23 protein-coding genes are annotated in these 22,187 nt (G+C 68.0%); 11 read left to right on the forward strand and 12 right to left on the reverse strand.

The features are described from left to right. The first annotated feature begins 273 nt into the window (after positions 1 to 273). Both FSB78_RS16470 and FSB78_RS16475 read left to right on the forward strand, forming a co-directional pair. Entirely contained in the window at positions 274 to 3,084 is a 2,811-nt protein-coding gene (locus tag FSB78_RS16470; RefSeq protein WP_242008355.1) for a DUF3857 domain-containing protein, read from the forward strand. Between the two features lie 257 nt (positions 3,085 to 3,341). Further along, positions 3,342 to 3,638 carry a hypothetical protein gene (locus FSB78_RS16475; RefSeq protein ID WP_147083633.1) on the forward strand — a complete coding sequence of 99 codons (297 nt, stop codon included), beginning with the start codon at positions 3,342 to 3,344 and terminating at the stop codon, positions 3,636 to 3,638. Positions 3,639 to 3,642: 4 nt separating this feature from the next. On the opposite strand, the gene FSB78_RS16480 is transcribed toward FSB78_RS16475, so the two are convergent. Continuing rightward, positions 3,643 to 4,173: an rRNA large subunit pseudouridine synthase E gene (locus FSB78_RS16480; protein ID WP_147083634.1), complete on the reverse strand. Its 531-nt coding sequence runs from the start codon at positions 4,171 to 4,173 to the stop codon at positions 3,643 to 3,645. 10 nt (positions 4,174 to 4,183) lie between these two features. Then, a complete protein-coding gene (locus tag FSB78_RS16485; protein WP_147083635.1) occupies positions 4,184 to 5,110 on the reverse strand; it encodes an ABC transporter ATP-binding protein in 927 nt (308 codons plus the stop codon). A gap of 229 nt (positions 5,111 to 5,339) precedes the next feature. Between FSB78_RS16485 and FSB78_RS16490 the strand changes: the two genes are divergently transcribed. Beyond that, complete coding sequence (locus FSB78_RS16490; protein ID WP_147083636.1) at positions 5,340 to 5,573, forward strand: zinc-finger domain-containing protein; 234 nt, start codon at positions 5,340 to 5,342, stop codon at positions 5,571 to 5,573. An 18-nt stretch (positions 5,574 to 5,591) separates the two neighbouring features. Then, a complete protein-coding gene (gene tldD / locus FSB78_RS16495; RefSeq protein ID WP_147083637.1) occupies positions 5,592 to 7,016 on the forward strand; it encodes a metalloprotease TldD in 1,425 nt (474 codons plus the stop codon). 184 nt (positions 7,017 to 7,200) lie between these two features. Here the strand turns inward: tldD and FSB78_RS16500 are convergent, their stop codons facing one another. Continuing rightward, a complete protein-coding gene (locus tag FSB78_RS16500) occupies positions 7,201 to 7,497 on the reverse strand; it encodes a CcdB family protein (protein WP_147083638.1) in 297 nt (98 codons plus the stop codon). Next, the gene (locus tag FSB78_RS16505) at positions 7,498 to 7,743 is read right to left on the reverse strand and encodes a type II toxin-antitoxin system CcdA family antitoxin (protein WP_147083639.1); all 246 of its coding nucleotides are present in this window, start codon (positions 7,741 to 7,743) and stop codon (positions 7,498 to 7,500) included. It abuts the gene before it with no gap. Positions 7,744 to 7,792: 49 nt separating this feature from the next. On the opposite strand from FSB78_RS16505, the gene FSB78_RS16510 reads away from it, so the two are divergent. From FSB78_RS16510 to FSB78_RS16520, 3 genes are all read left to right on the forward strand, one after another. After that, a complete protein-coding gene (locus FSB78_RS16510) occupies positions 7,793 to 8,338 on the forward strand; it encodes a pyridoxamine 5'-phosphate oxidase family protein (RefSeq protein ID WP_147083640.1) in 546 nt (181 codons plus the stop codon). Between the two features lie 153 nt (positions 8,339 to 8,491). After that, the gene (locus FSB78_RS16515) at positions 8,492 to 8,830 is read left to right on the forward strand and encodes a P-II family nitrogen regulator (RefSeq protein WP_147083641.1); all 339 of its coding nucleotides are present in this window, start codon (positions 8,492 to 8,494) and stop codon (positions 8,828 to 8,830) included. A gap of 11 nt (positions 8,831 to 8,841) precedes the next feature. Beyond that, entirely contained in the window at positions 8,842 to 10,182 is a 1,341-nt protein-coding gene (locus FSB78_RS16520) for an ammonium transporter (RefSeq protein WP_147083642.1), read from the forward strand. A gap of 320 nt (positions 10,183 to 10,502) precedes the next feature. Here FSB78_RS16520 and FSB78_RS16525 read toward each other — a convergent pair whose 3' ends face one another. The 3 genes from FSB78_RS16525 to recQ are packed head-to-tail and all read right to left on the reverse strand — an operon-like array spanning position 10,503 to position 13,071. After that, positions 10,503 to 10,883 carry a hypothetical protein gene (locus FSB78_RS16525; RefSeq protein ID WP_147083643.1) on the reverse strand — a complete coding sequence of 127 codons (381 nt, stop codon included), beginning with the start codon at positions 10,881 to 10,883 and terminating at the stop codon, positions 10,503 to 10,505. Further along, complete coding sequence (locus tag FSB78_RS16530) at positions 10,880 to 11,308, reverse strand: protein tyrosine phosphatase family protein (protein ID WP_147083644.1); 429 nt, start codon at positions 11,306 to 11,308, stop codon at positions 10,880 to 10,882. The genes FSB78_RS16525 and FSB78_RS16530 overlap by 4 nt, the downstream gene beginning before the upstream one ends. Further along, positions 11,305 to 13,071, reverse strand: a complete 1,767-nt coding sequence (gene recQ, locus FSB78_RS16535) for a DNA helicase RecQ (RefSeq protein WP_147083645.1) — start codon at positions 13,069 to 13,071, stop codon at positions 11,305 to 11,307. Before recQ ends, FSB78_RS16530 begins: the two co-directional genes overlap by 4 nt. A 123-nt stretch (positions 13,072 to 13,194) precedes the next feature. On the opposite strand from recQ, the gene FSB78_RS16540 reads away from it, so the two are divergent. The 3 genes from FSB78_RS16540 (at position 13,195) to FSB78_RS16550 (ending at position 15,274) form a co-directional block, all read left to right on the forward strand. Further along, positions 13,195 to 14,157 (forward strand): hypothetical protein, encoded by a 963-nt coding sequence (locus FSB78_RS16540; RefSeq protein WP_147083646.1) that lies wholly within the window; start codon positions 13,195 to 13,197, stop codon positions 14,155 to 14,157. Positions 14,158 to 14,342: 185 nt separating this feature from the next. Continuing rightward, positions 14,343 to 14,654 (forward strand): metalloregulator ArsR/SmtB family transcription factor, encoded by a 312-nt coding sequence (locus tag FSB78_RS16545; protein ID WP_147083647.1) that lies wholly within the window; start codon positions 14,343 to 14,345, stop codon positions 14,652 to 14,654. Then, on the forward strand, positions 14,618 to 15,274 hold the full coding sequence (locus tag FSB78_RS16550; protein ID WP_147083648.1) for an SdpI family protein: 657 nt from the start codon (positions 14,618 to 14,620) through the stop codon (positions 15,272 to 15,274). Before FSB78_RS16545 ends, FSB78_RS16550 begins: the two co-directional genes overlap by 37 nt. Positions 15,275 to 15,392: 118 nt before the next feature. Here the strand turns inward: FSB78_RS16550 and FSB78_RS16555 are convergent, their stop codons facing one another. Next, complete coding sequence (locus FSB78_RS16555; RefSeq protein WP_147083649.1) at positions 15,393 to 17,213, reverse strand: ABCB family ABC transporter ATP-binding protein/permease; 1,821 nt, start codon at positions 17,211 to 17,213, stop codon at positions 15,393 to 15,395. A gap of 96 nt (positions 17,214 to 17,309) precedes the next feature. On the opposite strand from FSB78_RS16555, the gene FSB78_RS16560 reads away from it, so the two are divergent. Beyond that, positions 17,310 to 17,540: a hypothetical protein gene (locus FSB78_RS16560; RefSeq protein ID WP_147083650.1), complete on the forward strand. Its 231-nt coding sequence runs from the start codon at positions 17,310 to 17,312 to the stop codon at positions 17,538 to 17,540. 107 nt (positions 17,541 to 17,647) lie between these two features. Here the strand turns inward: FSB78_RS16560 and FSB78_RS16565 are convergent, their stop codons facing one another. The 4 genes from FSB78_RS16565 to crtY all read right to left on the reverse strand — a co-directional run bounded on the left by FSB78_RS16565 (position 17,648) and on the right by crtY (position 22,118). Further along, positions 17,648 to 18,595: a phytoene/squalene synthase family protein gene (locus tag FSB78_RS16565; protein WP_147083651.1), complete on the reverse strand. Its 948-nt coding sequence runs from the start codon at positions 18,593 to 18,595 to the stop codon at positions 17,648 to 17,650. Positions 18,596 to 18,699: 104 nt separating this feature from the next. Beyond that, a complete protein-coding gene (locus FSB78_RS16570) occupies positions 18,700 to 19,281 on the reverse strand; it encodes an LOG family protein (RefSeq protein WP_147083652.1) in 582 nt (193 codons plus the stop codon). Positions 19,282 to 19,464: 183 nt separating this feature from the next. Then, complete coding sequence (locus FSB78_RS16575; RefSeq protein WP_147083653.1) at positions 19,465 to 20,955, reverse strand: phytoene desaturase; 1,491 nt, start codon at positions 20,953 to 20,955, stop codon at positions 19,465 to 19,467. Beyond that, positions 20,952 to 22,118 carry a lycopene beta-cyclase CrtY gene (gene crtY, locus FSB78_RS16580; RefSeq protein WP_147083654.1) on the reverse strand — a complete coding sequence of 389 codons (1,167 nt, stop codon included), beginning with the start codon at positions 22,116 to 22,118 and terminating at the stop codon, positions 20,952 to 20,954. Before crtY ends, FSB78_RS16575 begins: the two co-directional genes overlap by 4 nt. Positions 22,119 to 22,187: the final 69 nt, after the last annotated feature.

Genomic DNA, 22,187 nt, shown 5'->3' on the forward strand with positions numbered 1-22,187 from the left:
AGAATGTTGAGACGATGACGCCGTTTTGCGCCGGTGCGACAGGTCGCCATGGACGCCGACGGGCGCGGTGAGCTGATGCGACGGGCGAAGAGACGATCCTGCATTCCGCCGCCTTCGCATAAAAGCGGGGCTGTAGGACAGGGGGGACGACGAGCGGCGTGAAGGCCAGTCGATTTCACCCGGTTACAGCACCAGCAGGGCGCGCAGATTGAGGCTGGTTCTGCAACGATTCTAGGATATTGCTATCGTAACAGGATACCGTGGGGGCGGAATTTGCGACTATATTTGCGTGCGGCGTCGATATCCGTTCTCGTCGCGGGGGCGACGCCCGTCCGTGCCGGAGAGCTGCCGCTCTACCAGCCGGCGCCGGCCTGGGTCGTGCCGGTCTCGCTCGCCGAGGTCACCAAGGCCGGTACGACCGCGTCGCCGATCGTCATCTTCGACATCCAGCAGCGGATCGAGAATGGCCGGCTCTGGTCGTACAGTGACGGCGCGACCCGGATCACGTCGCCCGAAATTCTCGCACAGGCGGCCACGCTCGTCCTGCCTTGGGCGCCCGACAAGGGCGACCTGACGATCCACGAGCTGTCGATCCAGCGCGGTGCCGAGCGGATCGACCTGCTGGCCAAGGGGCAGAAGTTCACCGTGATCCGCCGCGAGGAATCGCTCGAGCAGCGGATGCTGACCGGCGTGCTGACCGCGACGATGGCGGTCGAGGGGCTGCAGGTCGGCGATATCCTGCGGCTGCGCTCGTCGACGAGTTCGAAGGACGACGCGCTCGGCGGCCGGGTGCAGGACGTCGCGCCGATCGTCGCCGCGCCGGCGCAGGTCGGCTTCGCCCGCGTCAAAGTGTCGTGGCCGGTCGCCGCCGCGCCGCATTGGAAGCTGCTGGCGACCGGCGTGACCGCCGCGCCCGTCCGCCGCGGGCAATATGCCGAGCTCACCCTGGCCCTGCCGGCCGCGAAGCAGCCCGAGATGCCCGAGGACCCACCCGGCCGCTATCGCCACGAACCGATGCTCGAAGTGGCGACCTTCGCCGACTGGGCCGATGTGTCGCGGACCTTCGCGCCGCTCTACGCCACCGACGGCACGATCGCGCCCGGCAGCCCGCTGGCGCGCGAGGTCGCCGCGATCAAGGCGGCGGACGCGTCGCCGATCGGTCGTGCGCAACGTGCGCTCGAACTCGTGCAGGACAAGATCCGCTATCTCGCGGTGGGGATGGATGGCGGCAATTACGTCCCGCAAAAGCCGGCCAAGACCTGGGACCTGCGCTACGGCGACTGCAAGGCGAAGACCGTGCTGCTGCTGTCGATCCTGCACGCGCTCGACATCGAGGCGGACCCGGTGCTCGCGAATGTCGGGATGGGCGACCTGGTGCCCGAACGACTGCCGAGCGCGGCGGCGTTCAACCACGTCTTCGTTCGCGCCAGGGTCGGCGGCGAGACGCTGTGGCTGGACGGCACGGCATCGGGATCGCGGCTGAGCGATATCCACGACACGCCGGGCGTCGGCCATGTCCTGCCGATCAGTGCGGCGGGTGCGACGCTCGTCACACTCGAAACGCATCCGAACGCGCGCCCGATCGTCGACCTGACGGTGGATGCCGACGAGAGCGCCAGCGTCGACCTGCCCAGCGCCTTCGTCGCCACCGCGGTGGTGCAGGGACCGCCCGCGTCGATGCTGACGCTCGCCAAGAGCCAGATGGCGGAGAAAGAGCAGCGCGACGCGGTCGGCCAGTTCCTGATGGGGTTCATCGGCGAGGCGCAGTTCAGCGACGCGTCGATCCTGCCCGATCCGGTGGCGGGAACCGTGACGCTGAAGGCGCACGGCGTGGTCGGCACCGCGTGGCGCACCGAGGATCGGCTGCGCAAGCGCGGGGTGACCCGGCTGGTCGATCAGATGAATTTTGCGCCCGATCGCAGCAAGACCAGCTGGGCGGCAATCCCCGTCGCGGTGACCCAGCCGGCGGGAATGCGCTATCGCCTGCGCCTGCGGTTGCCCGATGGCGGCCGCGGGTTCGCGATCGAGGGCGTGCCCGATCTCAAGGCCCGCGTCGCGGGGTATGACGTGGCGCGCACCGCCAGCCTGGCGGGCGGCGTCTTCACGCTCGACGAACGGATCGATTCGCTCGGCGGCGAGATCCCGGCCGCGCGCCTGCCCGCCGAGCGCGACGCCTTTGCGACCGCCAAGGCGCGGGCGCCGCGGCTCGTCGCACCGGCGGATACCCGCCGGCGCTGGGATATCGACCGGGTCGATCCGGCGGGCGCCACGCAGGTCCAGGCGATACGCACCGTGTTCGCCAAGGCGATCGCCGACGATACCGACGGGACCAGCGGCTATACCAGCCGGGCCTCGCTGCTGAACGGGATCGCCGACCGCCGCGGGGCGCTGGCCGACCTGACCCGCGCGATCGCGATCGCGCCGTCGGTCGACCTGTATCTCGCACGCGCCGATACCTTCTATGCGCTCGACGACCTGACGGCGGCGGCGTCCGATGCGGAGGCGGCGCGGGCGCTCGATCCGTCGTCGCCGGGAGCGATCAACGCGATCGCCACGATGAAGGCCGAACGCGGCGACCTTCCCGGTGCGGTCGCGCTGTTCGACGAGCGGATCGCGATCGGCGGCACGACGCGCGATTCGTACCGCCAGGCCAAGGCCAGCATGGTGTCGGAGTTCGGCACCGCGGCGGACGCGCTGGCGCTGTACGATGCGTTGATCGCGGAGAAGCCCGGGTCGCCGTCGCTGCTCAATGCGCGGTGCTGGACCAAGGGCATCCGGTCGGTGATGCTCGATACCGCGCTCAAGGACTGCACGCGCTCGATCGAGCTCAGCAGCGATACCAGCGCTGCGCTCGATAGCCGCGCGCTGATCTGGTACCGGATGGGCCGGTACGACGACGCGCTCGCCGATCTCGACGCGGTGCTGGCAAGTGCGCCCGGACAGGCGCCGTCGCATTTCCTGCGCGGCGTCGTGCTCCGGCAACTCCACCGCGAGGCGGATGCGGCGCGCGACCTGACCCTGGCGCGGCGCATGATGCCGAGCGTCGACCGGCAATATGCACGCTACGGGATCAAGACGTCGTAGCCGCTCGTACCGTGTAAGGTCGTTGGCCGGGACGGGCAGCCTGTTCGTCAGCGCGCCCGGGCCGGGCAGTTCGGTGGCGCTGTCGGGGTGATCGGGCTGGCGATCTTCCTGATCGTGCTGCGTGCGGCGCGGCAGGCGCAACCGGGATTATCGGACCGCGGCGTCTGACCGGATAAGCATCGAAATCGATCAGTATCGGGCTGGTTCGTCGTGAGCGAGCCCTGTATCCTGTGTGTTCTTCCGACGAGGAGCGCGCGATGAAACTGCTGGTTTCCCTACTCCTGATCGGCACGCCGGCGCTGGTCGAGGCGCAGGCGTTCCAGCCGAGCATGCCGCCGGCTCCCGCGTTCGACACGGCGCGTCGGCTGGACGGGGTGTTCAACTATGTCCGGTCCAACGACACGCCGACGATGCGGGCGCAGAAGCTGCGGCGGGCGATCGCGCTGCGCGAGGAGGCGGCGGTACTGCTCGCGAATGACGGCGGGACGCTGAGCGACCACAACCGCGCCTATGTGCGGCGCAAGGCACTGAACATCCTGGACGGCAGCCGCTAGCGACTCATGCCTCGCGCCACGTTCCGGGCGCGAGATCGTCGAGCGACCAGGCGCCGATCCGCCAGCGCACCAGCCGCAGCGTCGGCAGCCCCACCGCGGCGGTCATGCGGCGGACCTGGCGGTTGCGGCCCTCGCGGATCGTCAGGGTCAGCCAGCTGTCGGGGATGCTTTTCCGCACGCGGATCGGCGGATCGCGTGGCCACAAGGCGGGGGGATCGATCCGCTCGGCCTCGGCGGGGAGCGTCGGGCCGTCCTTGAGCGTGACACCGCGGCGGAGCGAATCGAGCTGCGTCTGGCCGGGTTCGCCCTCGACCTGCACCAGATAGGTCTTCTCGGTCTTGAACCGCGGGTCCGCGATCCGCGCCTGTAAACGCCCGTCGTCGGTCAGCAGCAGCAGACCCTCGCTGTCGCGGTCGAGCCGCCCCGCGGGATAGACGCCGGGCACGGTGATGAACTCCGCGAGCGTCTTGCGGCCGCTGCCCTCGTCGGTGAACTGCGACAGGACGTCGTAGGGCTTGTTGAACAGCAGCAGCATCGCGCGCCGATCAGGCCGCGTTGGCGGCCCGGGTGAGGCTGAGGAACACGTCCTCGAGATCGGGTTCCTTGGTCGAGACGTCGACGATGCCGAATCCGCTGCCCTGGATCGCGGCGAGCACTTCGCCCGCGTTGACGCGGTCCTTGGCGTAGGTGATCTCGAGCGTGCGCGCGCCTTTCAGCGCGATCTTGCGGAAGCAGATGTTGCTGGGCACGTCGGTCACGTCGCGGTCGACGGTCACCGCGACGATCTTCTCCTGCGCCTTGCCGACCAGTTCGCGCGTCGGTTCGTTGGCGATGAGGCGGCCGTTGTTGATGATCGCGATCCGGTCGCACAACTCCTCGGCTTCCTCGAGGTAATGCGTGGTCAGCACCACGGTGACGCCCGCGGCGTTGAGGCTGCGGACGTACGACCAGAGCTGCTGGCGGAGTTCGATGTCGACGCCCGCGGTCGGCTCGTCGAGCACGAGGACGGGCGGCGAATGCACCATTGCCTTTGCGACCATCAGGCGCCGCTTCATGCCCCCCGACAGCGTGCGCGCATAGGCATGCGCCTTGTCCTCGAGATGCACCGCGCGGAGCAGTTCCATCGTCCGGCGCTTCGCCTTGGGGACGCCGTAGAGGCCGGCCTGGATCTCGAGCGTCTCGAACGGCGAGAAGAACGGATCGAACAGGATCTCCTGGTTGACGATGCCGATCGACGCCTTGGCGTTGCGCGGGTGCGCGTCGATGTCGAAGCCCCAGATCGATGCGGTGCCGTCGGTCTTGTTGACGAGGCCCGCGAGCGTGTTGATCAGCGTCGACTTGCCCGCGCCGTTGGGCCCCAGCAGCCCGAAGATCTGGCCGCGGGGCACGTCGAACGTCACCCCGTCGAGCGCGCGCTTGCCGCCCGCATAGGTCTTGCAGAGATTCGAGATGGCGATCGCGGCTTCGGTCATGGCTCCGCCATAGCGGGAGGCGTCGGGAAGGTCATCCCCACGGTGGCAGAATGGTTCGCGCAGAGGCGCAGAGGACGCAGAGATGCCTGTCCTTGTCGCGAAGCGACCGTTTCATCCGTGAGTTGCGCGTACGAAGCCCGTTCCGGGCGAAAGACCTCTGCGTCCTCCGCGCCTCTGCGCGAACAAAATCCTTCTTTCTTCATCGGCCGCATGACGCTATCCGCAGCCCATGCATCCGCCGCTCGAAACCACCCGCGTCTCCCACGCCCGCGTTGCCTGTGACGGCGCCAGCGATATTCCCGGCGGCGCAGCGCTCGGCCATCCGCGCGTCTGGTTGCAGATCGACGAGACCGGCTATGTCGATTGCGGCTATTGCGACCGCCGCTTCATCCTGATCGGCGGCGCCGCCGACGGCGTCGACCAGGCGACCTTGCGCGACCATGGGGATGGCGCGGGCCGTTAAGGCTCTTATATCTGCAGCATGATAGCTGCAGATCCCCGCTCGTTCCTCTACCGCACGCTCGATCCCGAACAGGCGCAGGCCCTCACCGCCAAGGCGCTGGGCCAGGCCGATGACGGCGAACTCTATCTCCAGTATCGCAAGGCCGAAGCGTTCGGCTTCGACGACGGCCGGCTGAAGACCGCGAGCTATGACACGACGTCGGGCTTCGGCCTGCGCGCGGTGTCGGGCGAGATGACCGCGTTCGCGCACGCCAACGAGATGACGCCGGCGGCGATCCGTCGCGCGGCCGAGACGATGACGCTGATCGAGCCGAGCACGGCGACGAAATCCGGCCCGCCCCAGGGCACCAACCGCCATCTCTACACTGCCGCCGATCCGCTCGACCTGGTGCCGTTCGCCGACAAGGTGAACCTCTGCCAGACGATCGACGCCGCCGCGCGCGCGCGCGACCCGCGCGTCGCGCAGGTGTCCGTCAACCTGTCGGGGACGTGGAGCGTGGTCGAGATCGTCCGCGCCGACGGCTTCGTCGCGACCGACGTGCGGCCGCTGGTGCGGCTGAACGTGACGATCGTCGCCGAGCAGAATGGCCGCCGCGAGACCGGCAGCTACGGGATCGGCGGGCGGTATCTCTACGACGACCTGTTCAGCCCCGAGACCTACAACCGCGCGATCGACGAGGCGCTGGCCCAGGCGCTGGTCAATCTCGAGTCGATCGCAGCGCCCGCGGGCGAGATGACCGTGCTGCTCGGAAACGGCTGGCCGGGCATCCTGCTGCACGAGGCGATCGGCCACGGGCTCGAGGGCGATTTCAACCGCAAGGGCACGAGCGCGTTTTCGGGGCGGATCGGCGAGCGGGTTGCGGCCGAAGGCGTCACCGTGGTCGATGACGGCTCGCTCCCCGACCGACGCGGCTCGCTGTCGATCGACGACGAGGGCACACCGACGCGCGAGACCGTGCTGATCGAGGATGGTATCCTCAAGGGCTATATGCAGGACCGCCTCAATGCGCGGCTGATGGGCGTCGAGGCGACCGGCAACGGCCGCCGCGAGAGCTTCTCGCACGCGCCGATGCCGCGGATGACCAACACCTTCATGAAGGCGGGCAAGGACGATCCGGCCGAGCTGCTCGCCCGCGTCAAGAAGGGCATCTTCGCCAAGGCGTTCGGCGGCGGGCAGGTCGACATCGTGTCGGGGAAGTTCGTGTTCAGCTGCACCGAGGCGTATCTGATCGAGGACGGCAAGCTGGGCGCGCCGATCAAGGGCGCGACGCTGATCGGCGACGGGCCGAGCTCGTTGACGCGGGTGCGGGGGATCGGCAACGACTTCGCGCTCGACGAGGGGATCGGGATGTGCGGCAAGGCGGGACAGAGCGTGCCGGCGGGCGTGGGGCAGCCGACCTTGCTGGTCGACGGGCTGACGGTCGGCGGGACTGCTGCGGCCTGATCTCCCGTCGTCCGGGGCGGTAGGAAGGTTGGTTCACGCAAAGCCGCGAAGACGAAGGTGTTGCGTTCGTCGCGAAGCGACCTTCCGAGCCTCGATGGGTATGAGACAGCGCCCGTTCCGGGCGGGACATCGTTGAGTCTTCGCGGCTTTGCGTGAAAACACCTTCTTTAGTCGAGGTTTGCGCTCAGAAGCCGTTGACCAGGAAGTCGATGGCGCCTTTGATCTCGTATTCGTGGACTTGCAACGAACCAACGCTGCTACCCAACTGTCGCCTGTACACAGCGCGAAGGAATTGCGTGCCGACCCGGTAGCTGATGCCGTCCAGCATCACGAGCGGGTTTAGCCGGGACTTTGATACCGATGGATCCTCCGGATCGCGCAACGGGGCCACGACCCGCGAGCCCATTTCATCGAGCAGATCGCTCTGGCAGTCGACAACCAGGCCGTAGCCTTCGATCCGGTAGACGTTGAACTGCGCCATTCAGAGCGTTTCGAGGTCGGACAGCGGGATCCCGTTTTCGTCGATCCATGCGTTGTGCGCCGAGATCCAGTCGCGGTTCTCGGCCTTCCACCGTCGTTCGTGCTCGGTCTTTACCGCAGCGCGCAAGGCGTCCTCGGTCACGCGCGACAGATTGATCCCGGCATCGCGCGCGGCGGCGACGACGTCGGGATCGATCGAGAGGTTGACGGATTTGCGCTTGCTCGCGCGGATCACATCCTGTTTCATGCGCACAGGCTATGCGCGTGATCGACGCGCGTCAATCGGAGCGGTCCCCATGCAATTCTTCGACGCGCTCAACGACGATCACCGCGCGTTCGTCGCGCGGCAGGCGGTGTTCTTCGTCGCGACCGCGGCGCCCGATGCGCGGATCAATCTCAGTCCCAAGGGGATGGACAGTTTCCGCGTGCTCGATGCGAACAGCGTTGCATATCTCGATGTCGGCGGGTCGGGGAACGAGACGCAGGCGCATCTCGCCGCCGACGGGCGCATCACGATCATGTTCTGCGCGTTCGACCGGCCGGCGCTGATCTTTCGGATCTATGGCCGGGGGCGCGCGGTGCTGCCGCAGGATGCGGAGTGGGATGCCCTATATACGCGGTTCACGCCGCTGCCGGGCACGCGGCAGATCTTCGTGATCGCGGTCGACCAGGTGCAGACGAGCTGCGGCTGGGGCGTGCCGGTCATGACGCTGGAGCGCGAACGCCAGACGCTGTCCAAATACCACAGCAACCAGAGCCGGGCCGATCGCCTCGCCGAATGGGCCGAGCATACGCACAGCATCGACGGGCTGCCGCTGCGCGTGCCAACGATCGCGCCCTAGGGCTGCCTCAATTTAAGGCAGTTTCGTTACGCTGCCCGATTTTTTACCGCGACCTCACCCCGTTTTGCCCCAACCGACCGCCCAACGCCCTCGTGCGCGCGATTGGCACGATCGTTGCGACGCAGCAGCCGTGCAACTGGGGAAGGGGGCGCGATGAAACTCGTCATTGCCATCATCAAGCCGTTCAAATTGGACGAGGTCCGCGAAGCGCTGACGGGAATCGGGGTCGCCGGCATGACCGTCACCGAGGTCAAGGGTTTCGGGCGCCAGAAGGGCCAGACCGAGATCTACCGCGGCGCCGAGTACAGCACCAATATGGTGCCCAAGATCAAGATCGAGGTGGTCTGCGCCTCCGACCTCGCCGACCGCGTCGTCGAGACGGTCCAGGCCTCGGCCAACACCGGCGCGATCGGCGACGGCAAGATCTTCGTGCTCGACGTCGCACAGGCGGTGCGCATCCGCACCGGCGAAACCGACGATTCCGCGCTCTGAGGGGGGACAGAATGAAGCACGCATTGAAATTGGCCGTCGGGCTCGGGGCGACGATGGTCGCCGCCGCCCCCGCATGGGCGCAAGCCGCCGCCGCACCCGTCGTGGCGACCGTCAACAAGGGCGATACCGCCTGGATGATGACGTCGACGGTGCTCGTCCTGATGATGATCCTGCCGGGTCTCGCGCTGTTCTATGGTGGCCTCACGCGGTCGAAGAACATGCTGTCGACCATGACGCAGATCGGCGCGGTCGCGTGTCTCGCGATGCTGATCTGGGTGATGTACGGCTACAGCCTCGCCTTTGGTCCCGACGTGTCGTCGGGCTTCCTCAGCAACTTCGTCTCCAGCCTCGACAAGGCGTTCCTCGCGGGCGTCACGCCCGCCAGCCAGGCGGCGACCTTCACCGCGGGCGTCGAGATCCCCGAATACGTGTTCATCTGCTTCCAGATGACGTTCGCGGCGATCACGATCGCGCTGGTGCTGGGCTCGGTCGTCGAGCGGATGAAGTTCTCGGCGGTGATGGTGTTCGCGCTGGTGTGGCTGACGATCGTGTATTTCCCGATCGCGCACATGGTGTGGGCATCGAGCGGCTTCTTCTTCAAGGCGGGCGCGCTCGATTTCGCCGGCGGGACCGTGGTGCACATCAACGCCGGCGTCTCGGCGCTGGTGGCCGCGCTCTTCCTCGGCAAGCGCATCGGATACCCGAAGGAGCCGATGGCGCCGCACTCGCTGGTCATGACCGGGATCGGCACCGGGCTGCTCTGGGTGGGCTGGTTCGGCTTCAACGCCGGCTCGGCGCTCGAAGCCAATGGCTCGGCAGGCCTGGCGATGATCAACACCTTCGTCGCGACCGCCTCGGCCGCCCTGTTCTGGATGCTCGCCGAGAAGCTCTCGGGGCACAAGGGTTCGGCGCTGGGCTTCTGCTCGGGCATCGTCGCAGGGCTGGTCGCGGTCACCCCGGCGGCGGGCAATTCGGGTCCGTTCGGCGCGATCGTGCTGGGGGCCGTCGCCTCGATCGTCTGCTTCCTCGCGGTGTCGAAGCTCAAGCCCAAGCTCGGCTATGACGACAGCCTCGACGCGTTCGGCATCCATGGCATCGGCGGGATGATCGGCGCGATCGGCACGGGCATCGTCTACGCGCCGTCGCTCGGCGGCCCGGGTGCCGCCGACTATGCGATGGGTGCGAAGCTGCTGGTGCAGATCGAAGCGGTGCTGACGACGATCGTCTGGGCCTCGGTCGGCACGGTCATCGCGATCCTCATCGCCAAGGCAGTCACCGGTCTGCGCGTCTCTCCCGAAGTCGAGGTCGAGGGTCTCGACATCGGCGAGCATGGCGAGCGCGCCTATAACTGATCGGGAGCGGGCCGAAAGCGCCCGCACCCCACCGACGTTCCTCCTGCGGACGACCTTGGCTCGGTACGGCAACGTACCGGGCCATTTTTTTTGGCGGAGTGATGTGGGGAGGTGGAGCGATGAGGACGGTCGAGTTGGCTCCGGCTCGCGGTCCGCCCCACCCACGCCGTCATCCTGAACTCGTTTCAGGATCCACCGGGCGGCGGGCGATGCGTCTCATCTGCGAGCGCTGCGCTCGCGGACATCTGGATGCTGAAACGAGTTCAGCATGACGGGGGCGGCTTGGCCCTTTCGCGAATCCCAACGCCCCCGCGAAAACCTCAGGGCGCCAGCCGCCGGATATCGAGCACGTCGATTCCGGTCAGGGTCACCGCGCCGAGCGCGCGGTCGTTGGTCTCGACGAGGATGCCGCCCGCGGTCGAGCGGATGTCGCGCCAGGCGACTTCGCGGACGACGAGCCGGCGGCGCAGACGCCTTGCCGCTGCGACGCGGCCGTCGCCGCTCATCGCGAGCGCGCCCTGGCCGTCGGCGCCGACCACCGCACCGCGGACCGCGAAGCCGCGCAAGGCAGCTTCGGTGGCCTCGGCGACTTCCTCTGGCGTGTCGATCCGCACCGGGCGACGCAGCGCGCGCCACGTAACGCCGGCCCCGCCCAGCACCACCAACGCGGCCGCACCCGCGGCCGGCACGATCCAGTTCATCGCGGTCCTGCGAGCGCGTCCAGCATCGTGCGGATGGTGCTTAGGTCGTAGCCCGCGCCCTCGGCCTGCGCGACGAGCAGGTCGGGGTTGCGGCCGGACTTGGCGGCGGCCAGCGCCCAGAGGTTGCAGCTGCGCGTGCCCGAGCGGCAATAGGCGAGCACAGGCCCCTTGGCCTCGACGAGGGCCTCGGCCATCGCGTCGAGTTGCGGATGCGAGAAGCCCGCATGCGTCACGGGAATCGCGACATAGGCGAGCCCTGCGGCCTCTGCCGCCGCCTGGATCTCGGCGCCCGAGGGCTGGCCCGATTCCTCGTCGTCGGGGCGGTTGTTGACGATCGTCTTGAACCCCGCCGCGGCGATGGTAGCGACGTCGGCGACCGTGATCTGCGGCGCGACCGAAAGGCTGTCGTTGACGGTACGGATCATGCGAAGTCCCGGATCACCTGGAGGAAAGCGTCGCCATAGGCGTCGAGCTTGCGCGCGCCAATGCCCGACAGCATCGCGAGTTCGGCGCCGCTCGCCGGGCGCACCCGCGCCATGTCGCGCAGCACCGAATCGTGGAAGATGACGTAAGGCGGCACCCCGCCGTCCTTGGCCAGATCGCGGCGGCGCAGGCGCAATGCCTCGAACAGCGGATCGTCGACCGGGTTGGGCACCGCGCCCGGCGCCGCCTTGCGCCGGCGTTCGCGTTTGGGCGGCACGATGATCGAGACCGTCGCCTCGCCCTTGAGGATCGCCTTGGCCGCGGGGCCGAATTCGAGGCCGCCATGCGGGTTGGTCCTGAGCGCATCCTTGATCATCAGCGCGCGTGCGACGGGCTTGAGCAGCGCGGTCTCGTCGCCCTCGACGATGCCGTAGACCGACAACGCCTCGTGCCCGTTCATCAGGCTTCGCTCGGACGAGACGCCGGTCAGGATACCCTCGATATAGCCGACGCCGAACATCTGACCCGTCCGGAACACCGCAGACAGGAATTTGCGCGCGGTCTCGGTGGCGTCGACCGCGTCGACATTGCCGAGGCAATTGTCGCAATTGCCGCAATCCTCGGCGCGGTCCTCGCCGAAATGCTTGAGCAGGATGCGGCGGCGGCACCCCGCGGTCTCGACGAGGCCGCCGAGCGCGGTCAGCCGGGTGCGCTCGCCGGCCTGCCGCTCGGGCTCGACCTCGCCGATGCGTTGCCGGGCGCGCGCGAAATCCTCGGCGCCCCAGAAGAGATGCGCGATCGCGGGGTCGCCGTCGCGGCCGGCGCGGCCGGTTTCCTGGTAATAGGCCTCGATCGACTTGGGCAGCCCGGCATGCGCGACGAACCGCACGTCGGGCTTGTCGATCCCCATCCCGAACGCGACCGTGGCGCAGATCACCATGTCCTCGGAGGCGACGAAATCGGCCTGGTTCTTCGCGCGGATGTGCGGGTCGAGCCCGGCATGATAGGCGCGCGTCGGGCGACCGGTGCGGCCCAATGCCTCGGCGAGCTTCTCGGTCGCGGCGCGGGTCTGCGCATAGACGATGCCGGGGCCGGGGATCTTGGCGACGATGTCGGCGATCTGGCGGTTGACGTTGTCGCGCGGCGAGATCGCATAGCGGATGTTGGGGCGGTCGAACCCCGAGATGATCAGCCCGTCCTTGGGCAGGCCGAGCTGGTCGAGGATGTCGGCGCGGGTATGCGCGTCGGCGGTCGCGGTGAGTGCGAGCCGCGGCACGTCGGGGAAGCTGTCGAGCAGCGGGCGCAGCAGCCGGTAGTCGGGGCGGAAGTCGTGGCCCCATTCGCTGACGCAGTGCGCCTCGTCGATCGCGAACAGCGAGAGCTTCGCCTGGCCGAGCAGGTTGCGGAAGCTCTCGTTCGAGGCACGCTCGGGGGCGACGTAGAGCAGGTCGAGCTCGCCCGCGCGGAACCGGGCGATCGTCTCCTCGCGATTGGTGTCGACGCTGGTCAGCGTCGCGGCGCGGATGCCGACCGCGGTCGCGGCGCGGAGCTGGTCGTGCATCAGCGCGATCAGCGGCGAGACGACGACGCAGGTCCCCTCGAGCATCGTCGCGGGCAGCTGGTAGCAAAGCGACTTGCCAGCACCCGTCGGCATCACCGCGAGCGTGCGTTCGCCCGCGAGCACGCGGTCGACGACGTCGCGCTGCACCCCGCGAAAGTCGGGAAAACCAAAGATGCGCTGCAGATCGGGAAGGGGGTCGAGCATTGCCAAGCGATCTAGGGCGCGCACGCACTCCCGTCGAGGGCAGGCGACAGGCAGGGCCTCCCGATTGTCGTTGCGAATGCGAGACGACCTGCGACAACGCCGGGGTCCTTTCGTGGAGACGTCATGGTGGTTGGCTCTGGTTTGCGCGTCGGTGCTGCGGCGTTTCTCGTGGCGGGCAGTGCGGCGGCTGCTGCCGACAAGGTGGCACCGGTCCGCGACGTTCCGGTCGGCGGGATGATCGCGGCGACGATCGACGGGACTCCGGTGAGCCTGCGCGTCGACCCCGCGGCACCGGGGCTGGTGCTGGTCACCGCTGCCACCGCAGAGCGGCTCGCGCTGAAGAGCGGGGCGCTGGGCCTCGGCTATGCGGTCGGCGGGCAGGGCGCGATGCAGGCGACGACGGTCAGGCCGATGACGTTCGGCGCGGTGGCCGTGAAGCGGCGGATCGGTTTCCCCAGCCGCAAGCATGACAGCAAGGACCAACGCTGGATCGGGCGCGCCTATGCGAATGTCGGCGATGGCAGCATCGGGCCGGGATCACTGCCCGAACCCGTCGTGCGCATCGCGTTGCGCGCGCCGCACGCCGGCGAGCGGACCGTCGCACTGCCGCTGGTCGACGGGGGCGGCCTGTTCGGGCGGCTGTCGGGCGAATTCGCGCAGGTGACGATCGGCGGGCAACCGGTGCGTGTCCGCTTCGACCCCTATCATCCGCGCACCACGGTGACCGCGAACGCCGCAACGCTGATCGCGACGGCGCAGGGCGGGACCATGGCCGGCACCAGCGTGCCCGTCGAGATCGCGTTCGGCATCGCGCGGCCGGTGCGGACGATGACGCTGGCGAGGCCACTCGCCGTCGGTCCGCTGGCGATATCGACGCTCGGCGTGCGCACCGCCGACGTCGGCAGCGCGGCGTCGATCCCCGAGGCCGACGCGCCGCCGCCCGACCCGGACGAGATCGTCGTCACCGCCAGGGGCAAGCGCGACCCGAAGCGCGACCGGCTGACGCTCGGCGCGGATGTGCTCGACCGGTGTTCGGGAATCGTGTTTGACCAGGGGCAAAAAGAGGTGCGGCTGACCTGTGGGTGATTTCCTACCGTTCGTCCTGAGTGGCCATTGAGCGAAGCCGAAATGGCGTATCGAAGGACAGGTTCTGCGCGCCAACCTGTCCTTCGATACGGGTCTTCGACTTCGCTCAGCCCCTACTCAGGACGAACGGAAGGGGATTACTTAGCTCTCTTGCTAATTAGCCGTATCGCTAATAAAATCCCGCCATGGACTCGGTCTTCGACGCTCTCGCGCATCCGACGCGCCGCCGCATCCTTGAGCTGCTGAAACGCGGCGCGATGACCGCGGGGCAGCTGGCCGACGCGTTCGCGGTGTCGAAGCCGACCATGTCGAACCATTTCGCCAAGCTGAAGGCCGCCGGGCTGATCCAGGCCGAACAGCGGGGCACGTCGATCGTCTATTCGCTCGACCTGTCGGTGATGGAGGAAGTGGTGATGGGGTTCATGGGCCGGCTGGGCGTCGGCGATACGCAGGGGGACATATGCGCTACCGAAACCTCGTATTTGCCTCGGCGCTGACCGCCGCCGCGCTGGCCGTCGTCGCCGCGGTCGCGCTGGAGCGGCTGCCGGCGGGTACGCAGCTCCCGACGCATTGGGGTGCGGATGGGATGGCGGACCGCTTTGCCGATGCCGGCACCGCCTTGTTCATGCCGGTCGGGCTGACGATCCTCGTATCGCTGGTGATGGCCTCGCTGCCGTCGCTGGAGCCGTTGCAGGACAAGCTGGCGCAGTCTGCGCCGCTCTACCGGACCGCCTGGGCTGGGCTGCTCGGGCTTATGTCGCTGGTCGAGGCGATGGTCGCTGGACCCGCTTTCGGGATCGCGCTGCCCGCGACGACGATCCTGGCGGGGATGGGGGTGTTCTTCGTCGCGCTCGGCAACGTGCTGCCGAAATCGCGGCCAGGCTTCTTCGTCGGCATCCGTACGCCGTGGACGATTACCGATCCCGACAACTGGATCGCGACGCATCGCTATGGTGGGCGGATCATGATGGCGGCGGGGTTCGCGCTGGTGGTGTTCGCCGCAGCGCCGATGCGCGGCGAGACGCGCGCGTCGTTCGTCATCGCCATCCTACTGGTGACGGTCGCGACGCCGGTGCTCTATTCGTTCTTCTACTGGCGGACGTCGCGGCGAGCCTAGCGCTCGCCTGTCCGCACCCTTCCCACCCGGCTGCGCCGGGCGGGCCCCTTCCCTCTCTCGACGGGAGAGGGAGAGACGCCGAAGGCGGTGATGGGTGAGGGCAGAGTTGCTGCCCCGCTTATTCCGCCGCCAGCGCGGTCTCGTCGCGTTCCTGTGCCTGGCGCGCCCACATTTCGGCGTAGATGCCGCCGCGGCGGAGCAGTTCGGCGTGGGTGCCGGTCTCGGCGACGTGGCCGGCGTCGAGCACGACGATCTGGTCGGCATGGACCACGGTCGACAGCCGGTGCGCGATGACGATCGTGGTGCGCCCGCGCTCGATGCGCTCCAGCGTCTCGAGGATCTCCGCCTCGGTACGGCTGTCGAGCGCGCTGGTCGCCTCGTCGAGGATCAGGATCGGCGGGTTCTTGAGTAGCGTGCGCGCGATCGCGACGCGTTGCTTCTCGCCGCCCGACAGCTTCAGCCCGCGTTCGCCGACACGGGTGTCATAGCCCTGCGGCTGGCGTTCGATGAACGCGGATATCGCGGCGCCGCGCGCGGCCTCCTCGATCTCGGGGGTGTCGGCGCCTTCGCGGCCATAGGCGATGTTGTAGCCGATCGTGTCGTTGAACAGCACGGTGTCCTGCGGCACGATGCCGATCGCGGCGCGCAAGGACGCCTGCGTCACCTGCGCGATGTCCTGCCCGTCGACGGTGATCCGCCCGCCGTTCAGATCGTAGAAGCGGTAGAGCAGCCGCGCGAGCGTCGACTTTCCCGCACCCGAGCGGCCGACGACCGCACAGGTCGTACCCGCGGGGACGTCGAGCGTCAGGTCGGTCAGAATCGGGCGTTCGGCGTCATAGCCGAACGAGACATGCTCGAACCGGACATGCCCGGTCGTGACCGCGAGAACGCCGGCGTTCGGCGCGTCGCGGATCGTCGCAGGCGTGTCGATCAGGTCGAACATCGCCGCCATGTCGAGCGCACCCTGGCGGATCGTGCGATAGACCATGCCGAGCAGGTCGAGCGGGCGGAACAGCTGCGCGAGCAGCGTCGACACGAACACGACGTCGCCCGCCGACGCGGTGCCGCGGCTCCACTGCCACACGACATAGGCCATGCCGCCCGCGAGCATCACGTTAGTGATCGCGGCTTGGCCGAGGTTGAGCCAGGCGAGCGAGTTCTCGCTCTTCACTGCGGCCTCGGCATAGGCGGCGATCGCATTGTCGTAGCGCTTCGCCTCACGCTCCTCGGCGCCGAAATATTTGACCGTCTCGAAGTTCAGGAGCGAATCGACCGCGTGCGCGACTGCGCCGGTATCGAGGTCGTTCATCCGTGCGCGCAGCGCGTTGCGCCAGTCGGTGACCATCCGCGTGAAGAGGATGTAGCCGACGACCATGACCACCGTGGCGACGACGAGCGGCCAGCCGAACTTCGTCCAGAACAGGCCGAGCACCAGCACCAGCTCGAACAGTGTCGGCGCGATGTTGAACAGCAGGAAATAGAGCATCGTGTCGATGCTCTTGGTGCCGCGCTCGACGACCTTTGTGACTGCGCCGGTGCGGCGAGACAGATGGAAGTCGAGGCTCAGCGCGTGGAGGTGGCGGAACACGGTCGCGGCCAGCCGGCGGGTCGCATCCTGCCCGACGCGCTCGAACACCGCGTTGCGCAAATTGTCGAACAACGTCGTGCCGAAGCGTGACGCGGCATAACCGACCACCAGCAGCACGACGAGCGTCAGCGCGCTGCGATCGGTCCCGGCCATGCGGTCGACCGCGTATTTGAGCGTGAAGGCGGCGCCGAACACCTGGATCAGCTTCGACGCGATCACCAGCAGCATCGCGACGACGATGCGCGCCTTCAGCTTCGGCTGCCCCGACGGCCACAGGAACGGCAGGAACCGCCGGAGCGTGGGAAGCAGCGGCTGGTCGGCGCGCGTCGAAGTGGTGGTGTCAGGTGGCATCGGTGCATCGGATGTAGGCGCAGTCAAGTCGCCGCGAAAGCAGTTGGGGGAACAATCCTGCCGTTTCGTCGCTTCTACCCATCACAGGAGACGAACATGGAACCGCTGTTCTACGTCATGGCTATCATGGGTTGCGGCGACGGGAACGTCCAGTGCACCGAGGCCCGGATCGTCCCCGCCCGCTACGAGTCGATGGCACAGTGCCGCGCGGCGCTGCCGACGCAGCTGGCGCAGAATACCGACGTGCCGTATCCGATGATCGGCGCGAACTGCCGGACCGCGGGGTCGCAGATCGCGGTGTCGGCCAAGGCTAAGCCGCAGGGGTAATAACCCCTCGTCATGCCGGGCTTGTTCCGGCACCCACTGCTCCGCGCGTTCTATCCGCTCGAGTTTGCGACACGGTGGGCCCCGGAACCAGTCCGGGGTAAAGGAATCTACCGGGGTCGCGTCCACAATACAGGGTCGCGTGGCGTGCGGGGATAGAGCTTTTCCCTCGATGCCGCTTCGCGAGCCGCTCGCGCGATGAAACCGACCTTCTGCAGCCCCGATGTCGTGACGCGGTGGTCCCACGCATGTTCGCCGCGCGCCGCCACCTCGCGGCCGATCGCGCCGTAAATTCCCGCCGCCGCCAGTACCGCCCAGGCCGAGCGGAACGGCAGCGCGGGCGTGCCTTCGCGCGCACTCGCTTCGAACTCGGCGGCGCGCGCCGCCATGCGCTTGGTCAACACCGCGAGCCGCGACCGGAACGGCGGCTTCATGTGCTGCCCGGGCGGGAAATCCATCTCGACCAGCCACTCCTCGGGGACGTAGCAGCGGCCGACGCGGTCATCCTCCTCGATGTCGCGGGCGATGTTCGCGAGCTGGAACGCCATGCCGAGGTCGCAGGCGCGGTCGAGCGTGTCCTCGTCGGCCGGGTCGACGCCCATCGCGACCGCCATCATGCAGCCGACGACGCCGGCGACATGGTAGCAATATTTGTAGAGGTCGGCCTCCGACCGCGGCCGCCACTCGCGCGCGTCGAGCGCGAAGCCCGCGACCAGGTCGCGCGCGAACCGGTGCGGCATCCGAGTCTCGGCGGCGACGATGCGGAGCGCGTCGAACGCGGGATCGCCGACGATCTGGCCCGCAAGCGCGGCTTCGGTCATCGCGGACAGGCGTTCGAGCCGCGCAGGGGCGTCGGCGACAACGGTCATGCCGTGGCCGTGGTCCTGCCCGTCGGCGATGTCGTCGCACGCGCGGCACCAGGCGTAGAGCAGCCAGGCGCGCTCGCGCGTGGGTTTGTCGAACAGCCGGCTGGCGGCGGCGAAGCTCTTCGAGCCGCGCGAGATCGACTCGTGCGCGGTGGCGACGATCGCGTCTCGGCTGGGGAGGGGGTGGGTCACGCGGCACTTGCCCTTTCCGTTCGCCCTGAGCGAAGTCGAAGGGCAGGCCCCGGATGCTGTGCTTCGACTGCGCTCAGCACGAACGGCAGGGGGGAGGGCACCGCCTAAAGATCCGACGCGTTCATCCGGATGATCGGCTGCGTCGGCACGTGCGCGGCCATGCGGTCGAGCAGGACGTCGAGCGTGTCCGCGACGATCAGCAGGTCGCGGTGCTGCGGGCGCAGGAAGCCGACCTCGGCCATCTTGTCCCAGAAGGCGATCAGATGGTCGTAATAGCCCGCGGTGTTGAGCAGGCCTACGGGATCGGTGTGATAGCCGAGCTGCGCCCAGCTCAGCGCCTCCCACAATTCGTCCATCGTGCCGGTGCCGCCGGGGATGGTGACGAAGCCGTCGGCGAGCGTGGTGAACTTGGCTTTGCGGGTGTGCATGCCGTCGACGACGTGGAGTTCGGTGAGGCCGCGATGCGCGACCTCGGCATCGACCAGCGCCTGCGGAATCACGCCGATCACCTCGCCGCCGGCTTCGAGCGCGCTGTCGGCGATAGCCCCCATCAGCCCGAGCCGGCCGCCGCCATAGACGACCCCGATCCCGCGTTCGGCCAAGGTACGCCCGATCTCCCGCGCGGCGTCGATGTAGGTGGTGTCGGCGGGCGTCGCCGACCCGCAGTAAATGGCAAGGCGTTTCATGCGTCTGCGCTACGCGAGGCGAGCGTTGCGCCGCAAGAAGAGATTGGTTCGCGCAGAGGCGCAGAGAACGCAGAGTCGTTTCACCCGGGACGGGCGTCCGTCTTTACAACGCAGCTTGGCGCAAGGTCGCTTCGCGACGACCAAGACATCTCTGCGTCCTCTGCGCCTCTGCGCGAACCAAACCTACCGTTCTTCCTCAAGCATAAGCCGTGCGGTGGCCTTCGCGCTGCCGACGACGCCGGGGATGCCGGCGCCGGGGTGCGTGCCGGCGCCGACGAAGTAGAGGTTGGGGATCGCCTCGTCGCGGTTGTGGACGCGGAAATAGGCGCTCTGCGTCAGCACCGGTTCGAGGCTGAAGGCGGAGCCCAGATGCGCGTTCAGGTCTTCGGCGAAGTTGTTCGGCGCGTAGGAGAACTTGGTCACGATCCGGTCGTGGATGTCGGGGATCAGCCGCCGGCCGATCTCGTCGAGGATGCGCTTTTCGAGGATCGGCGCGATCTCGTCCCAGTCGACCGGGAATTTGCCCATGTGCGGCACCGGGGCCAGCGCGTAGAAGGTCGAGTGACCCTCGGGCGCGAGGCTCGGATCGGTGACGGTCGGGTGGTGCAAATAGAGCGAAAAGTCCTCTGCCAGTACGCCGTGGTCGTAAATGTCCTCGAGCAGCCCCTTATAACGCGGCCCGAACAGGATCATGTGGTGCGGGATGCCCGGCCAGGTGCCCTTGATCCCGAAATGCACGACGAACAGCGAGGGACTGTACTTCTTGCGCTCGAGCGACGCCTTCTTGCGCTGCGAACTGCGTGAGGTGGCGAGCAGGTCGCGATAGGTGTGCATGATGTCGCTGTTCGCCGCGATCGCATCCGCGGTGCCCGACCAGCCGCTGGCGCAGGTGACGCCGGTGGCGCGGTCGCCGAGCGTCTCGATCGACGTCACCGGGTCGTCGAGGCGCAGCACGCCGCCAAGACGCTCGAACTGCGTGACCAGGGCGGCGACCAGCCGGTTGGTGCCGCCGCGCGCGAACCAGACGCCGCCGTCGCGCTCGAGCTTGTGGATCAGCGCGTAGATCGCGCTCGTCGTCATCGGATTGCCGCCGACGAGCAGCGTGTGGAACGACAGCGCCTCGCGCAGCTTCTCCGATTTCACGAAGCTCGACACTATCGAATAGACCGAGCGCCACGCCTGGTATTTGGCGAGGGACGGCGCCGCCTTGATCATCGACCCGAAGTCGAGGAACGCGACATGGCCGAGCTTCTCATAGCCTTCGCGGAACACGCCGGCGGAGTAATCGAGGAACTTGAGATACCCCTCCCAGTCGCCGGGGTGCAGCCGCTCGATCTCCGAGCGCATCAGCGTGTCGTCGTTGGTATAGTCGAAATTGGTCCCGTCGGGCCAGTTGAGCCGGTAGAAGGGGAGCACCGGATCGAGCGTCACGTCCTCGGCCATGTCGCGGCCGGACAGCGCCCAGAGCTCGCGCAGGCAATCGGGATCGGTGATGACGGTCGGCCCGGCATCGAAGGTGAAGGTGCCTTCGTCGATGGCACGCTCCCAGAAATAGCCGCGGCCGCCGGGCTTGTCGCGGCTCTCGACGATCGTCGTCTGCACGCCGGCCGATTGCAGCCGGATGGCGAGCGCCAGTCCGCCAAACCCTGCACCGATGACGATCGCTGTCTTCATGGTTTCATACTGCCTGCGATGGCGCGGATCGCGCGCGAGATGGGAACGGGGGGCTTGCCGGTAAGGATACGGGCCTTGTCGATCAGGGTCGAGTTGCCCGCATAGAAGCGGCCGATCAGACGCGGCGATAGCGTGTAGAAGCGCTCGAGAATGCGATAGCGTTCCATGGGTTCGGCGGCGCGGAACAACATCGTGTCGAGCATCCGGTAGAAGCCGCGCTGCGCCCAGGTCTTCCGGGCGAGACCGTGCGTCACCTGGTACAGCGCGGACCCCGAAAAGTCGCGGCGGTCGGCGAGCAGCGCCGCGGTCCGCACCGCGTCGGGCAGCGAGTAGCCGGTGGTCGGGTGGAACAGCCCGGCGCGCATCCCGACCTTGGCGATCGTCACGCCGCTCGAACGCCAATAGGCGTCGAAATCGCCGCCCCACACGACCGGCAGCACGCCCGATTCGATCCGGCCCTCAGCATCGACCGCCCAGCCGCGCGCGGCGGCATAGGCGTCGATCCGCGCGGTCAGCGCCGCGACGTCGAGGTCGGGGGTGTCGCTGTAATAGGTGTCCTCGACGAACATCCGGTCGTCTGTGAACGGCAGGCAATAGACGAAGCGATAGCCGTCGATCTGTTCGACCGTGGCGTCCATCACGCGCGGCTGGGGTGCGCCGTGCGGGGCCGACAACGCGAGTTCGCGGCCGACGAACTTCTGCCAGCCGAGCGACAGCGTCGACAGGTCGCCCGGACCGCGCGCGTCGATCACGCCCTTGGCCTCGATACGGTCGCCATCGGCGAGCACCACCGCGGTCGCGCTGACACCCAGCACCTTGCGGCCCAGCAGCAGCGCTTCGGACGGCAACGCGCGCCGGACCGCGGCGTCCAGCTTCTCGCTGCGGATCGAATAATAGCGCTCGTCGATCGTGCGGGCGTGGTGCGGGAAGGCGATGTCGTATCCCTCCCACGCATGCGCGACGAGCGGCTCGACGATCCAGCGGTGCGCATGGGCTACGTCGCTGCCGAAGAACGACCAGATATGGTTGCCGCCGACGACGCTGTCGGTGTCGATCAGCCGCACGTCGAGCGCGGGATGCTTGCCCTTCAGCGCGAGCGCGACGAGCCCGCCTGCCAGGCCGCCGCCGACGATCGCGACGTCGCAGGTGATCGTCGATGCCATGGCCTTCGACTATCGCAATCCGCGAACGTCGAGAAGCCGCTTTTGCCCGGTGGGACGTTTCGTCATACC

This window comes from Sphingomonas ginsenosidivorax (assembly GCF_007995065.1).
GTDB classification, from domain to species: domain Bacteria; phylum Pseudomonadota; class Alphaproteobacteria; order Sphingomonadales; family Sphingomonadaceae; genus Sphingomonas; species Sphingomonas ginsenosidivorax.

Bases quoted from the DNA above. Each gene is read 5' to 3' on its own strand.
- FSB78_RS16555 (WP_147083649.1), bottom strand. From the start codon at position 17,213: ATGCCACCTGACACCACCACTTCGACGCGCGCCGACCAGCCGCTGCTT.
- tldD (WP_147083637.1), top strand. From the start codon at position 5,592: ATGATAGCTGCAGATCCCCGCTCGTTCCTCTACCGCACGCTCGATCCC.
- FSB78_RS16500 (WP_147083638.1), bottom strand. From the start codon at position 7,497: ATGGCGCAGTTCAACGTCTACCGGATCGAAGGCTACGGCCTGGTTGTC.
- FSB78_RS16475 (WP_147083633.1), top strand. From the start codon at position 3,342: ATGAAACTGCTGGTTTCCCTACTCCTGATCGGCACGCCGGCGCTGGTC.
- FSB78_RS16520 (WP_147083642.1), top strand. From the start codon at position 8,842: ATGAAGCACGCATTGAAATTGGCCGTCGGGCTCGGGGCGACGATGGTC.
- FSB78_RS16490 (WP_147083636.1), top strand. From the start codon at position 5,340: ATGCATCCGCCGCTCGAAACCACCCGCGTCTCCCACGCCCGCGTTGCC.
- FSB78_RS16545 (WP_147083647.1), top strand. From the start codon at position 14,343: ATGGACTCGGTCTTCGACGCTCTCGCGCATCCGACGCGCCGCCGCATC.
- FSB78_RS16540 (WP_147083646.1), top strand. From the start codon at position 13,195: ATGGTGGTTGGCTCTGGTTTGCGCGTCGGTGCTGCGGCGTTTCTCGTG.
- FSB78_RS16570 (WP_147083652.1), bottom strand. From the start codon at position 19,281: ATGAAACGCCTTGCCATTTACTGCGGGTCGGCGACGCCCGCCGACACC.
- recQ (WP_147083645.1), bottom strand. From the start codon at position 13,071: ATGCTCGACCCCCTTCCCGATCTGCAGCGCATCTTTGGTTTTCCCGAC.
- FSB78_RS16530 (WP_147083644.1), bottom strand. From the start codon at position 11,308: ATGATCCGTACCGTCAACGACAGCCTTTCGGTCGCGCCGCAGATCACG.
- crtY (WP_147083654.1), bottom strand. From the start codon at position 22,118: ATGGCATCGACGATCACCTGCGACGTCGCGATCGTCGGCGGCGGCCTG.
- FSB78_RS16560 (WP_147083650.1), top strand. From the start codon at position 17,310: ATGGAACCGCTGTTCTACGTCATGGCTATCATGGGTTGCGGCGACGGG.
- FSB78_RS16505 (WP_147083639.1), bottom strand. From the start codon at position 7,743: ATGAAACAGGATGTGATCCGCGCGAGCAAGCGCAAATCCGTCAACCTC.
- FSB78_RS16480 (WP_147083634.1), bottom strand. From the start codon at position 4,173: ATGCTGCTGCTGTTCAACAAGCCCTACGACGTCCTGTCGCAGTTCACC.
- FSB78_RS16575 (WP_147083653.1), bottom strand. From the start codon at position 20,955: ATGAAGACAGCGATCGTCATCGGTGCAGGGTTTGGCGGACTGGCGCTC.
- FSB78_RS16515 (WP_147083641.1), top strand. From the start codon at position 8,492: ATGAAACTCGTCATTGCCATCATCAAGCCGTTCAAATTGGACGAGGTC.
- FSB78_RS16485 (WP_147083635.1), bottom strand. From the start codon at position 5,110: ATGACCGAAGCCGCGATCGCCATCTCGAATCTCTGCAAGACCTATGCG.
- FSB78_RS16525 (WP_147083643.1), bottom strand. From the start codon at position 10,883: ATGAACTGGATCGTGCCGGCCGCGGGTGCGGCCGCGTTGGTGGTGCTG.
- FSB78_RS16550 (WP_147083648.1), top strand. From the start codon at position 14,618: ATGCGCTACCGAAACCTCGTATTTGCCTCGGCGCTGACCGCCGCCGCG.
- FSB78_RS16510 (WP_147083640.1), top strand. From the start codon at position 7,793: ATGCAATTCTTCGACGCGCTCAACGACGATCACCGCGCGTTCGTCGCG.